This is a genomic window from Streptomyces sp. JLBT605, assembly GCF_058215555.1.
The window spans coordinates 1,010,770-1,023,644 of sequence record NZ_CM177087.1; the positions used below are offsets into that span (position 1 = coordinate 1,010,770).

The window sequence follows — 12,875 nt, forward strand, 5'->3', positions numbered from 1 at the left end:
TCAGGCGCCGCGGAGTACGGCTCCGGTGCGCTCGACCGCGGTGGCCACGGCGGCGTCGCGGGCGGCCGAGGCCTCCTCCGCCGTCAGCGTCCGGTCGGGCGCGCGGAAGCGCAGCGCGTAGGCCAGGGACTTCTTGCCCTCGCCGAGCTGCTCGCCGGTGAAGACGTCGAACAGGCGCAGCGATTCGAGGAGTTCACCGGCGCCGGCGCGCAGCGCCGCCTCGACGTCGCCCGCGGCGACCGAGGTGTCGACGACGAGCGCGACGTCCTGGGTGGCCACCGGGAAGGAGGAGACGTGCGGTGCCTGGACGACCCCGGTGCCGGCCCGCTCCAGGCGGTCCAGCTCGATCTCCATGGCGCAGGTGCGCTCCGGCAGGCCGAGGGCCTTGATGACCCGCGGGTGGAGTTCACCGGCGTTGCCGACGAGGATCTCCTCGCCGTCGGCGACGGCGAGGAGCGCGGCGCACCGTCCCGGGTGGAGCGGCGCGTGCTGGTCCTGGCGGACGATCAGCTCCAGGCCTGCCTCGCGGGCCACGGTGCGGCCCGCCTCGATGACGTCGGCCCAGGTCGCGGCGCGGCCCTCGCCCCACCAGCCGTCCTGCTCCCGGGCGCCGGCGAGCACCACCGCGACGCGGCGCGGCTGCTGCGGCAGCGCGGCGTTGAGCGAGGCGATCTCCTCGTCGCTGGGGCGGCGGTCGACGGGCAGCCGCACGGCGGCGGTCTCGCCGCCGGTGGAGCGGAAGACCAGGCCGGTCTCGAAGAGGGCGAGGTTGTGCTCGCCGCGGCCGTGGTTGCGGCGCAGCGCGCCGAGCAGCCCGGGCAGCAGCGTGGTGCGCAGCGCGGGCTCGGTGTCGGAGAGCGGGTTGACCAGGTGCACCAGGCAGCGGCGCGGGTCGTCGGGCTCCAGGCCGAACTGGTCGAGGATCTCCTCGCCGATGAACGGGTAGTTCAGCGCCTCGACGTAGCCGGCGCCGGCGAGGGCGCGGCCGACCCGGCGGTGCAGGCGCTGCCGGGCGGTGAGGCCGCGGCCGGCGGGCGGCTGCGGGAGGGTGGCGGGGAGGTTCTCGTAGCCCTCCAGGCGGATGACCTCTTCGGCGAGGTCGTTGGGGTCGGTCAGGTCGGGCCGCCAGCTGGGCACGGTGACCGTGAGGTCGTCGGATCCGTAGACGTCGCAGCCGATCTCCTGGAGGCGGCGTACGACGGTCTCGCGGCCGTAGGCGACACCGGCCACGCGGTCGGGGTGGTCGGCGCGGATGGTGATGGTGCGCGGGCCGCGCGGGGAGACGATCTCGGTGACCCCGGCCTCCGCGGTGCCGCCGGCGAGCAGTACCAGCAGGTCGACGGTGCGCTGGGCGGCCGCCGAGGTGGCGCCCGGGTCGACGCCGCGCTCGAAGCGCCGGGACGCCTCGGAGGAGAGCTTGTGGCGGCGGGCGGTGCGGGCGATGGCGACCGGGTCGAAGTGCGCGGCCTCGATGACGACCTCGGTGGTGCCGGCCTCGCCCGCGGCGACGTCGGCGATCTCACTGTTGGCGCCGCCCATCACACCGGCCAGCCCGATGGGGCCGGCGTTGTCGGTGATGACGAGGTCCTCGGCGTCGAGTGCGCGGTGGGCGCCGTCGAGGGTGGTGAACTTCTCGCCGGGGATGGCGCGGCGCACGCCGATCGGCCCGTCGATGCGGGTCCGGTCGTAGGCGTGCAGCGGCTGGCCCAGTTCGAGCATCACGTAGTTGGTGACGTCGACGGTGAGCGAGACGGGCCGCATGCCGGCCTTCTGGAGGCGGCGGCGCAGCCAGATCGGGGAGACGGCGTGCGGGTCGAGGCCGGTCACGGTGCGGGCGGTGAAGCGGTCGCAGCCGATCGGGTCGGCGACGGTCACGGCGTGCCCGTAGGAGTTGGGCGCGGGGACGTCGAGCAGGGCGGGGTCGCGCAGCGGCAGCCCGTAGGCGGTGGCGAGCTCGCGGGCGACACCGCGCATCGACAGGCAGTAGCCGCGGTCGGGGGTGACCGCGATGTCCAGCACCTCGTCGAGGAGTTCGAGCAGCTCGATGGCGTCGGTGCCGGGCTCGTACTGCGGGGGCAGCACGATGATGCCGCCACTGCCGTCGTCGCCCATGCCGAGCTCGTCGCCGGAGCAGATCATGCCGTGCGAGACCCTGCCGTAGGTCTTGCGCGCGGCGATCTTGAAGTCGCCGGGGAGCACGGCGCCGGGCAGCACCACGACGACCTTGTCGCCGACGGTGAAGTTGCGGGCGCCGCAGACGATCTCCTGCGGTTCGCCGGTGCCGTTGGCCTGGCCGACGTCGACGGTGCAGAAGCGGATGGGCTTCTTGAAGCCCTCCAGCTCCTCGATGGTGAGGACCTGGCCGACGACCAGGGGGCCGGAAAGGCCGGCGCCGAGCTGCTCGACGGTCTCGACCTCAAGACCGGCGCTGATGAGTTTGGCCTGGACGTCGCGGCCGGTCTCACCGGCCGGCAGGTCGACGTATTCCCGCAGCCACGAAAGCGGGACCCGCATCAGATCTCCATCCCGAACGGCCGGGTGAAGCGCACGTCACCCTCGACCATGTCTCGCATGTCTTCCACGTTGTGCCGGAACATCAGCATCCGTTCGATGCCGAAGCCGAAGGCGAAGCCGCTGTACTTCTGCGGGTCCACGCCGCAGGCGGTCAGCACCCGGGGGTTGACCATGCCGCAGCCGCCCAGCTCGATCCAGCCCTCGCTGGAGCAGGTACGACAGGGGCGGGCGGGGTTGCCGACCGACTCGCCACGGCAGGCGAAGCAGAGCATGTCCATCTCGGCGGACGGCTCGGTGAACGGGAAGTAGTTCGGCCGCAGCCGGGTGGTCATGTCCTCGCCGAACAGGGCGCGCACCATGTGGTCCAGCGTGCCCTTGAGGTCGGCCATGGTCAGGCCCTCGTCGACGGCGAGCAGCTCGACCTGGTGGAAGACCGGGGTGTGGGTGGCGTCCAGCTCGTCGGTGCGGAACGTCCGGCCCGGGCAGATCACGTAGATGGGCGGCTCGCGGTCGATCATCGAGCGGATCTGCACCGGCGAGGTGTGGGTGCGCAGGACGACGCCGGATTCGGCGCCTTCCTTGCGGCCCTGGACGAAGAAGGTGTCCTGCATCTCCCGGGCCGGGTGGTCCGGGGGGAAGTTCAGGGCGTCGAAGTTGAACCACTCGGCCTCGACCTCGGGGCCCTCGGCGACCTCGTAGCCCATGGCGACGAAGACGTCCTCGATGCGCTCGGAGAGCGTGGTGATCGGGTGCCGGGCGCCGGCGGGCACGCGGTCGTAGGGCAGTGAGACGTCCACCGCCTCCTCGACCAGCACGCGGGCGTCGCGCTCGGCCTCCAGCTCCTCCTGCCGGGCCTTGAGTGCCTGGTTCACCGCGCCGCGGGCCTGGCCGACGCGCTTGCCGGCGTCCGCCTTGGCGTGCGGCGGCAGGGCGCCGATCTCGCGGTTGGCCAGCGCGAGCGGCGAGGCGGGGCCGGTGTGCGCGACCTTCGCCTCGTGCAGCGCCTCGAGGTCGGCGGCCGCGGCGATGGCGGCGGCCGCCTCGTCGCGCATCCGCTCGATCTCTTCCGGTTTCAGTGCCTCGACCTCGACAGGGTCGTACGACTTATTGGGTGCCGACATCTCTTCCCGTGCTTCCGATAGCTGGCTGCTGCGTCTTTCCCCGGGCCTCGTCCCGCATCGGCGCGGCCATGGGCCCGGACCCCCGCGGGCCCCGCCCGACGACAAGGACGCAAAGGTGCCAAAGGTCGAGTCTACGGGGCGGCGGGGTGCTGAAGAGCCCGCGGGGCGCTCGTCCCGGTACCTACTTCAGGTAAGCCGGCGTGCCCACGGGCAGGGTAAATCGGAACCTGGCGCCGCCGCCGCGGGCCCGGTCGACGGTGATCGCCCCGCCGTGCGCCTCGACGATGCCCTTGACGATGTACAGGCCCAGGCCGGTGCCGCCGCGCTTGCTGCCCCGCCAGAAGCGGGTGAAGACGCGGGCCATCGACTCCTCCGGGATGCCGGGGCCCTCATCGCTCACGGTGACGGCCGTTCCTTCCGCGTGGTTCTTGGTGGGGGCGGGTGCCACCTCGATGGTGACGGTTCCCTCGCCGTGGCGCACCGCGTTTTCCAGCAGGTTGCCCAGCACCTGGTCGATCTTGTCCGGGTCGGCCCACAGGCCGGGCAGCGGCTCCCGTACCCGGATGTGGAAGCGCTCCGGGCGCTGGCCGGCGGCGGTGTGGGCCTGGACGTGCCGGCGGATGGCGGCGGTGAGGTCGACCGGCTGGCGGCGCACCTCCAGCCGGCCGGAGTCGATCCGGGAGATGTCCAGCAGTTCGGCGATGAGGCGGGTGACGCGGTTGGCGTCGGCGTCGACGGTCTCCAGCATCAGCCGCTTCTGGTCGTCGGTGAACCGCTCCCATTTGGCGAGCAGGGTCGCGGTGAAGCCCTTGACCGAGGTGAGCGGCGAGCGCAGCTCATGGGCGACGGTGGCGATCAGCTCGGCGTGGCTGAGCTCGGTGCGGCGCCGGGCCTCGGTGCCGCGCAGTGAGACGACCAGGCGGCGGACCGGCCCGGTGGGGTGTTCGCGGACGTAGCGGGCGGAGACGAGGACCTCGCGGCCGCCGGGCAGGAGCAGGTTCCGCTCCGGCTGGCCCGCGCGGATGGCGAGGCCGCCGTAGGGGTCGGTGAGGGTCCACCAGCGGCGTCCTTCGAGGTCCTCCAGCGGGAGGGCGCGCTCCACCGGCAGACCGATGGCGTCGGCGGGGCGGATCGCGGTGAGCCGGGCGGCGGCGGCGTTGAAGCAGGTGACGCGGCCGGTCTCGTCGGCGACCACCAGGCCGTCGGGCAGGTCGTCGGGGTCCAGCCCGAGGCCGGTCAGGCCGGATTCCCAGGGGCCGTACGGTATGGCGGGCGGCGTCTGCGGCCGGCCCGCGGCGGCCGGGCGCGTGCCGGACGCGCGGGTGTCCATGCCGGTGTGGGAGGTCGTGATGTCCACCCCGCACCCCCTCTCAGGCCCCGAGGGTGGCAACCCTACTAGCTGGACGTCACGGAGCGGCACCCTCCGGGCGCGCGCTGCGCACGAGCGGAGGCGTACAGGCACACGGCGGCGGCGGTCGCCAGGTTGAGGCTCTCGGCCTTGCCGTGGATGGGGACGCGTACCACCGCGTCGGCCAGCGCCCGGGTCTCCTCGGGCAGGCCCCATGCCTCGTTGCCGAAGATCCAGGCGGTGGGGCCGCCCATGCGGGCCCCGTCCAGCTCGGCGTCCAGGTCGCGGTCGCCCGCGCCGTCGGCGGCCAGCAGCCGCAGCCCCGCGCCGCGCAGCGCGCGCGCCGCCTCCTCGACGGGTACGCCGACGGCGACCGGGAGGTGGAACAGGGAGCCGACCGAGGCGCGCACCGCCTTGGGGTTGTACAGGTCGACGGAGGCGTCGGTGAGGACCACCGCGTCGGCGCCGGCCGCGTCGGCGCAGCGCAGCACGGTGCCGGCGTTGCCGGGGTCGCGGACGTTCGCCAGGACGGCGACCAGCCGGGGACGGGCGGCGACGATCTCCTCGAAGGGGGAGTCCAGGAAGCGGCAGAGGCCGACGATGCCCTGCGGGGTGACGGTGTCGGACATGGCGGCGATGACCTCGTCCGTCGCGGTGAGCACCGGCACCCGGGCGGCGTGTACCAGCTCCACGATGTCCTGGTGGCGCTCGGCGGCCTCGGGGGTGAGGTACACCTCGACCAGGTGGGCGACCGCCTCGCGCACGGCCTGGGGGCCTTCGGCGAGGAAGCGGCGCTCCTTGCCGCGGAAGCTGCGCTTGGCCAGGCGGCGGGCGGCGACCACACGCGGCGATCGCAGGGAGGTCAGCTCGGGGGCCGCCATGTTCGGTGCACTCGCTTCCGTGGGTGGGGGTTTTGGGGCGGGGTTTTGGGGCGGGACGCGCGCGGACCCGCAGGCGAGCAGTTCGCCTGCGGGTCCGGCGTTGTCCGGTGATCCGGTCGACGCTAGTGCGGTGACGGCCGTCAGGCCGCTTCCGCCGCCTTGGGGGCGTTGACGTCGGTCGGCAGAGCCTTCTGGGCCACCTCGACCAGCGCGGCGAACGCGCCCGCGTCGTTGACCGCGAGGTCGGCAAGGATCTTGCGGTCGACCTCGACGTTGGCGGCCTTCAGACCCTGGATGAAGCGGTTGTAGGTCATGCCGTTGGCGCGGGCAGCGGCGTTGATGCGCTGGATCCACAGCTGACGGAAGTCGCCCTTGCGCTTCTTGCGGTCGTTGTAGTTGTAGACCAGGGAGTGGGTGACCTGCTCCTTGGCCTTGCGGTACAGGCGGGAGCGCTGGCCCCGGTAGCCGCTGGCCTGCTCCAGGATCGCCCGGCGCTTCTTGTGGGCGTTGACTGCGCGCTTGACGCGTGCCACTTGTTAACTCCTTGTACGGGGCCGTGGGTTATTCACACGACCCGGAAACGATTGAGGTCCCGATCGGAAGTCGCCACCCGCCGGAGCGGGGGCGGGGGCGTCACTTGCCGAGAAGCTTCTTGATCTTCTTGGCGTCGGCCGGGGCCATCTCGGCGGTGCCGCTGAGGCGACGCGTCAGGGTCGACGGCTTGTGCTCGAGCAGGTGGCGCTTGCCGGCGCGCTGCCGCAGCACCTTACCGGAGCCGGTGATCTTGAAGCGCTTGCTGGCACCGCTGTGCGTCTTGTTCTTCGGCATGGCGCCGTACTCTCCTCGTCGGTGGCGCTCCCGGTACGAACATGCCGGCTGAGCCGGCATGCGGAAGCGTCATCTGTTTCGGTGGTCTCCCGGGGCGCTGAGCGCCCCGGGCTGTCGGGACTCAGCGCCCCGAAGTCACGCCTCGGCGGTCTCCTCGGCGGGGGCACTGCCCTGCTGGCGCTCGGCCTTGCGGGCGGCCTGCGCCTCGCGGGCTTCGGCCATCGCCTCGGTCTTCTTCTTGTGCGGACCGAGAACCATGATCATGTTCCGGCCGTCCTGCTTCGGGTTCGACTCGACGAAACCGAGGTCCTGGACGTCCTCCGCGAGCCGCTGCAGCAGCCGGTAGCCGAGCTCCGGACGGGACTGCTCACGGCCACGGAACATGATCGTGATCTTGACCTTGTCGCCCTGCTTGAGGAACCGGACGACGTGACCCTTTTTGGTGTCGTAGTCGTGCGGGTCGATCTTCGGCCGGAGCTTCATCTCCTTGATGACCGTGTGCGCCTGGTTCTTGCGCGCCTCACGGGCCTTCATGGCCGACTCGTACTTGAACTTTCCGTAGTCCATGAGCTTGCAGACCGGCGGACGGGCGTTCGCCGCCACCTCGACGAGGTCGAGGTCGTACTCCTGCGCAAGCTCCAGGGCCTTGGCAAGCGGCACAATGCCGACCTGCTCGCCACTGGGACCGACGAGTCGCACCTCGGGGACGCGAATCCGGTCGTTGATGCGGGGCTCGGCGCTGATGGATCCTCCTCGGTTGCACCACACGACCGCCTGGGGGACAGCCGCGCAACGTCTGTTCGTTGACCGCCTGCCCTGAGACGCACAAAGCGCCCCGGACGGGACACAGGCGGGGCTCCATACAACCGGGAGCACCACCGCGTCTATTCCGCGGGGCGCGACAGGACCGGTGACCCGCCGACCCGAGGGTCGACTGGGTGGGAGATCGGAGCCTCCACTTGCGGGCTGGGCACATGGGACCAGCCGGTCGGACTCCAGGTTACACCACTTTCGGCCGCGGGCCCGCCCGGAGCACGCGCGGGAGCCGGGCCCCGGGGTCGCGGCGCGCCGGTATCAGCCGGTACTAGGCTGAGGGCCGCACGGACCAGAGCATCGCACGACAGATCGAGAGCCATGAGCGACTCCACCCCCCAGCAGCCGGCGCCCGACTCCCCCGACTTCGAATCGCTCACCCGCGACATCGCGGATGTGCCCGCCGTCGAGGTGATCACCACGGTCGCGGTCCATCTGATGAGCGCGGCCGCGGTGAACCTGGGCCTGGCCGAGGACGGCGGGGAGCACAAGGACCTGGACGAGGCGCGGAAGCTGATCAACGCGCTGGCCGGTCTGGTGACGGCGAGCGCCACCGAGATCAGCTCCTTCCACGCGGCGCCGCTGCGGGATGGCCTGAAGTCGCTCCAGCTGGCCTTCCGCGAGGCGTCGGTGGTTCCGGACGAGCCGGGGCAGGGGCCGGGCGAGAAGTACACCGGCCCGGTGTTCGGCGGCTGACGGACGCGGATCCCGTAGGGGTCGGGTCAGGTACCGGGCTCGGTCGGCCTTTCGGGCCGGTCGGGCCCGTTCTGCTTCCCGGCGCCCCCGCCGGTGGCGCGGGCCGGTCCGGCGGCCCCGCCCGCCCCTTCGGCGCCGTTCCCCCACGGGTGCGGGGCGGCCTCCAGCAGACGGGCGTGGGTGAACCGGTGCACCACGGCGGCGAGCGCGCCGCCGACCAGTGGGGCCACCAGGAACAGCCAGTACTGCTCCATCGCGTCGCCGCCCGCGAAGACGCCGGGGCCCAGGCTGCGCGCCGGGTTCACCGACGCGCCGGTGAGCGGCACTCCGACCAGGGTCACCACGGTCAGGGTGAGGCCGATGGGGAGCGGCTCGAGGCCGCCCACGGCCAGCGTGCGGGTCACCGACAGGTAGACGTACACCAGCAGGAAGGTGAGCATCACCTCGGCGAGGAACGCGCCGCCCGCCTCCATCTGGACCGCCGACCGGTCCCCGTAGCCGTTGCTGGCGAAGGCCCCGGTCGTCTTCAGGCCGGGCACCTGGTCGGCGAGGAGCAGCAGGAGGGCGCCGCCTGCGATGGCGCCGACGAGCTGGGCGACCCAGTACTCCAGGGCGTTGCGCAGCTCCATCCGCCCGGCCAGCAGCACACCGAGGGTGACCGCCGGGTTGACATGGCATCCGGAGACCGGGCCCAGCGCGTAGGTCAGCGCGATCAGCGTGAAGCCGAAGGCGAGGGCGATGCCGACGGTGCCGATGTACTCGGCGCCCAGGACGGCGGAGCCGACGGCGAAGAACACCAGCAGGAAGGTGCCGACGAACTCGGACACCACCGTGGAGGTCTCGACCCTGGTGTCGACCGTGGGGTTCCCGACCGGCGTTGTGCTCATCATGGCTCTCCTCGACCGGGTCGCGAGTTGTACCTGCATTCTGGGACAACCCGGGAGGTTTCGCCTGCCGAAGATCGCGATGGGGGCGGAGCGGTCCGGCGGCTGCCGGAGCGGTTCAGCGACTGAAGAGGGGCTCGGAGCGCACGGCGGCCCCGGGCGGCAGGAGTGCCAGGTTCAGCCCGCGCACCAGCCGGGCGCGCAGCACCTCGTGGGTGGCGAGCGCGCCCGCCACCCGCTGTGCCGTCTCGCGCGCGTCGGTGCCGGGGGCCAGGGCCAGCGCCAGGGTGCCGTCGGAGTCGGGGGCCGCGGCCAGGTAGCCGCGCAGCACTCCGGGTTCGGCGGCCAGCACTCCGCGCAGCGCCTCCGCGACGGCCGGGTCGGCGAGCGGGTCGGTACTGGTCCGGCCTTCGGCGAGGGCCAGCAGCGCGGGTCCGGTCAGCTGGTACGTCACCGGCCCGGCGAGGTCCAGGACGAGGGTGTCGGCCTGCTCGTGCGCCACGGCCTGAAGTGCCTGGCCCAGCGGCACCGCCACCGGCCGGGCGTCCGGTCGCCACCGGGCCAGCGCGTCGGTCGAGGTGAAGGCGGGCAGGGCCCGGCGGCCCCCGGGTGCCTGGAGGGTCGGCACCGCCATGTCGCTGGTCTTCTCGCGGCGCAGACCGTCCGGCCCTTCCTCGACCTCGCCGAGTACGGCGACCACCGGGACCAGCAGTCGTGCCCCGGGGAGGGCTGCCAGTACCTCGGGCTCGGCCGACCGATCGGCCGCCCAGGCGGCCAGCGCCGCGGTCAGCCGGGGGTCGGCGGAGCCGTCGTCGTCGGAGAAGCCGGGGTCGGGAATGTTCTTGAGCGCCACCCGACGAGGGTATCCGGCGGCTGCCCGGGCCGAGCCGAGGGGCTGCCCGACCGGGCGGCGGCATCGGGGTGCGGGACGGCGGCCCGGTGCGCGGGTTCAGCGGGCTGTGGGGCGCCCGGCCTTGGGCCGGCGCGGGGGTCCGGCGCCTCGCCAGACGGCCACCGCGGCGGCCAGCAGACCGGCTCCGGCCACCCCGGCGATGAGGGCCAGGTGGTTCGGTCCGCCGTCGTCCTCGGGATCGCGGCCGTGGGCCGGGCCGGGGCCGAAGTAGCGCTGGGCGTAGGCGGCCGCGGCGGGCCGCTGCGGCTGCGCCTTCAGCTTCGCCCCGGCCTTGATGGCCGCGGCGGGGTCCACCAGGCCGGCGCCCAGTGCGTCGCTGTGCCCGCCCTCCGGGGTGTCCTGCGCGGTCTGCGCCAGCAGGCGCTTGATCTGGGCCGGGCTCAGTCCGGGGTGGGCGGAGCGGACCAGCGCGGCGGCACCGGAGACGAACGCGGCGGCGGCGCTGGTCCCCCAGCCCTGGTAGTAGCGCCGGTCGGGGTCGGCGATGACGACGTTGACACCGGGGGCGCAGACCGTGGCGTACCAGCGGCGGGTGGAGAAGGCGGCGCGGCCTCCGTACCGGTCGACCGCGGTCACCGCGATCACTCCGGGGTAGGCGGCCGGGTAGGAGACGTGGTCGCCCTTCTCGCCCGCGTTGCCCGCCGAGGCGACCACGACCACGCCCTTGGCCAGCGCGTACTGCACGGCCGCGTCCTCGGCGGCTTCCGGGCGGGCGGACTCGCTGTCGTCGCCCAGGGACAGGTTGATCACGTCGGCGCCGTGGTCGGCGGCCCACCGGATGCCCTTGGCCAGCGCACCGCCGCGGACGCCGCTGGCCCGCTTGCGGGCCGGGTCGGCGTCCTCCAGGATCACCCGCACCGGAAGGATCTTCGCCTCGGGCGCGACGCCGAGCACGCCGGCGTCGTTCCCTGCTCCGTGGCCCCGGCCGGCGATGATGCCGGCCATCGCCGTGCCGTGCCGGGCCCAGGCCCGGTCGCCGCGCCCCGCGCCGAAGCCGATCAGGTCGGTGCCCTCCAGAACCTGGCCCTTGAGGTCCGGGTGCCGGTCGTCGACGCCGGTGTCGAGCACCGCGACGGTGACGCCCTCGCCTTTGGTGGTCTGCCAGGCGTCCCGGGCGTGGATGGCGTCGAGGGCCCATTCCTGGGCGCGTATGCCGTCCGCGTGCGCGGGGGTCGCGGGAGCCGGGGGCAGCACCAGCAGACCGGTGGCCATGGCCAGTGCGGCGAGGGCGCGGGCGCCGCCCCGGCGGCCGGGGCGGCGGAGGCCGCGCCGGGGGCGGGCCGCCGCCCTGCCCCGTGGTGTCGTCCGGCCCTGCGGCATCGTCCGGCCGTGCGTTGTCGATTGCTCTCGCGACGTCGATTGGCCTTGGGTCGTCGATCGGCCGTGCGGTGTCGATGGGGGTTGGGGCGTCATGAGGGGTCCTCCCGCACGGCGTCCGAGACGGCGGCCCGGAAGGCTCGGGTGACGCCGGCGGCCACGCCCCGCGCGTCGTAGGCGAGACCGGACAGCTCGGCCGCGCCGGTGGCGTCGCTCGCCGTCGTGCCGCCCGCGGGCCGCGGTTCGGTGGCCTGCCGCCCGTCGGCGAAGCCGGTCACCGAGTAGACGACGGCGGGGGCGTCGGTCAGCACCTGGATCCGCCAGGTGACGCGCTGCTCGTCGCCGAACTCCGCGGCCTCGGTGTCCTTCGCGGGATAGGGGCGGGGCATCAGGTCGGCGCGCCGGTCCAGCTTCTCGCCGGTGAACCGCTTGTTCAGGGCGCGCATACCGGCCGGGTCCGCCTTGGTCACCAGGACGCCGACGGTGGTCACGCTGGTGCGCGTCGCGTCGGTGTAGGTGGCACGCAGCAGCCGCTTGCAGCCCACCGGGGAGAGCGCCTTGTCGAGCAGCGGGTCGAAGGCGCCCCCGCAGCTGCTGTCCGGGGCGACCGCGATCCGGGTCCAGGTGCGGTCGGCGCCGCCCGGGCCCGCGCCGGTGCCGCGCAGGGTGCGCGGGAAGAGGTCGTCGACCGGGGCGCTGCGCCAGATGCCCCGCGCTTGGGCGTAACGGGCCTCGGGCGACGGCGGTTCGTCGGAGTCCCCGGTGAGCCAGGCTCCGGCGGCGGCGCCGCCGAGCAGGCCGACGCCGAGGACCAGGCAGGCCCCGGCGGTGGCGATCCGGGCGGCACTGCGCCGGAGCCGTTGAGGGCCGGGTGTGCCGGACGGACGAGGCGGGTGAGCCGGGGGCGGCCCGGCGGGGCCCGCCGGGGCCTCGGCCACCGCGGCGGACTGGTACCAGGGCATCGTGTCGGGCTCCCCGGATCCGGCCGGGGATCCGGGCCGGGTGCTGTCGGACCGGGTGCCGTCGAGCTGGGCCGCGCTGGACCGGGCGGCGTCGGGCCGGGCGGCGTCGAGTGGGGCCCCGCCGGACCTCGCATCCACCTGCGGCGCCGGGGCGGCGGTGGGTGGCGGGGGTATGGACCGGCCCGGCGCGATGCCAGGAGCCGGGGGCGCGGTCGGGGCCGAGGTCCGGGCCGCTGGTTCCGCGGGTTCCGGCCGTCCGGCGGCCGTCTGTCCGTCGCGAGCCTTGGGCCCGGTGGATGCCGCGGCGCCGCCGGGGCGGTCGGTGGACGTGGTGCGGGGCCGGGTGGCGCGGCGGGGCAGGATCGGGGTGGGGTCGTCGGCGACCGGCACGCTCCGACGGGTCTGGGCAGCCGGCGCGGGAGGTACGCGGGGCGAGTGGGCGGGGGCCGGGTGCGGCGGGTGGGCGGGAGCCGGGTGCGACGGGTGGGCTGGGGCCGGGTGCGGCGGATGAGTGGGAGCCGGCTGGGGCGGGAGTGGCGTGGGGCGGGGCGCGTTGGCGTACTCCGCGTCGGTGCTCACCTGCACCCCTCTCGCACCT

Annotated in this window: 12 protein-coding genes; 1 reads left to right on the forward strand and 11 read right to left on the reverse strand. The window is 74.0% G+C overall.

The window, feature by feature from the left end; all coding sequences use genetic code 11:
- The 7 genes from pheT to infC all read right to left on the reverse strand — a co-directional run bounded on the left by pheT (nt 1) and on the right by infC (nt 7,460).
- Nucleotides 1-2,514 (reverse strand): phenylalanine--tRNA ligase subunit beta, encoded by a 2,514-nt coding sequence (gene pheT / locus AC4BDD_RS04745; RefSeq protein ID WP_490689700.1) that lies wholly within the window; start codon nt 2,512-2,514, stop codon nt 1-3.
- Nucleotides 2,514-3,635, reverse strand: coding sequence for a phenylalanine--tRNA ligase subunit alpha (gene pheS / locus AC4BDD_RS04750; protein WP_490689701.1), 1,122 nt, complete (start codon nt 3,633-3,635; stop codon nt 2,514-2,516). The genes pheT and pheS overlap by 1 nt, the downstream gene beginning before the upstream one ends.
- Before the next feature lie 181 nt (nt 3,636-3,816).
- On the reverse strand, nt 3,817-4,965 hold the full coding sequence (locus AC4BDD_RS04755; protein WP_490691658.1) for a sensor histidine kinase: 1,149 nt from the start codon (nt 4,963-4,965) through the stop codon (nt 3,817-3,819).
- A 65-nt stretch (nt 4,966-5,030) separates the two neighbouring features.
- Complete coding sequence (locus AC4BDD_RS04760; protein WP_490689702.1) at nt 5,031-5,864, reverse strand: TrmH family RNA methyltransferase; 834 nt, start codon at nt 5,862-5,864, stop codon at nt 5,031-5,033.
- A 140-nt stretch (nt 5,865-6,004) separates the two neighbouring features.
- Nucleotides 6,005-6,397, reverse strand: coding sequence for a 50S ribosomal protein L20 (gene rplT / locus AC4BDD_RS04765; RefSeq protein WP_490689703.1), 393 nt, complete (start codon nt 6,395-6,397; stop codon nt 6,005-6,007).
- A 100-nt stretch (nt 6,398-6,497) separates the two neighbouring features.
- A complete protein-coding gene (gene rpmI, locus AC4BDD_RS04770) occupies nt 6,498-6,692 on the reverse strand; it encodes a 50S ribosomal protein L35 (protein WP_197991099.1) in 195 nt (64 codons plus the stop codon).
- A 135-nt stretch (nt 6,693-6,827) separates the two neighbouring features.
- Nucleotides 6,828-7,460, reverse strand: coding sequence for a translation initiation factor IF-3 (gene infC, locus AC4BDD_RS04775; protein ID WP_490689704.1), 633 nt, complete (start codon nt 7,458-7,460; stop codon nt 6,828-6,830).
- 366 nt (nt 7,461-7,826) lie between these two features.
- Between infC and AC4BDD_RS04780 the strand changes: the two genes are divergently transcribed.
- Nucleotides 7,827-8,201: a DUF1844 domain-containing protein gene (locus AC4BDD_RS04780; RefSeq protein WP_490689705.1), complete on the forward strand. Its 375-nt coding sequence runs from the start codon at nt 7,827-7,829 to the stop codon at nt 8,199-8,201.
- Between the two features lie 26 nt (nt 8,202-8,227).
- Here the strand turns inward: AC4BDD_RS04780 and AC4BDD_RS04785 are convergent, their stop codons facing one another.
- From AC4BDD_RS04785 to AC4BDD_RS04800, 4 genes are all read right to left on the reverse strand, one after another.
- Nucleotides 8,228-9,088, reverse strand: coding sequence for an MIP family channel protein (locus tag AC4BDD_RS04785; protein WP_490691659.1), 861 nt, complete (start codon nt 9,086-9,088; stop codon nt 8,228-8,230).
- A 115-nt stretch (nt 9,089-9,203) separates the two neighbouring features.
- Entirely contained in the window at nt 9,204-9,938 is a 735-nt protein-coding gene (locus AC4BDD_RS04790) for an SseB family protein (protein WP_490689706.1), read from the reverse strand.
- A gap of 96 nt (nt 9,939-10,034) precedes the next feature.
- Nucleotides 10,035-11,210, reverse strand: a complete 1,176-nt coding sequence (gene mycP, locus AC4BDD_RS04795; RefSeq protein WP_490691660.1) for a type VII secretion-associated serine protease mycosin — start codon at nt 11,208-11,210, stop codon at nt 10,035-10,037.
- Nucleotides 11,211-11,407: 197 nt separating this feature from the next.
- Nucleotides 11,408-12,667, reverse strand: coding sequence for a hypothetical protein (locus AC4BDD_RS04800; RefSeq protein WP_490689707.1), 1,260 nt, complete (start codon nt 12,665-12,667; stop codon nt 11,408-11,410).
- Between the last annotated feature and the right edge of the window lie 208 nt (nt 12,668-12,875).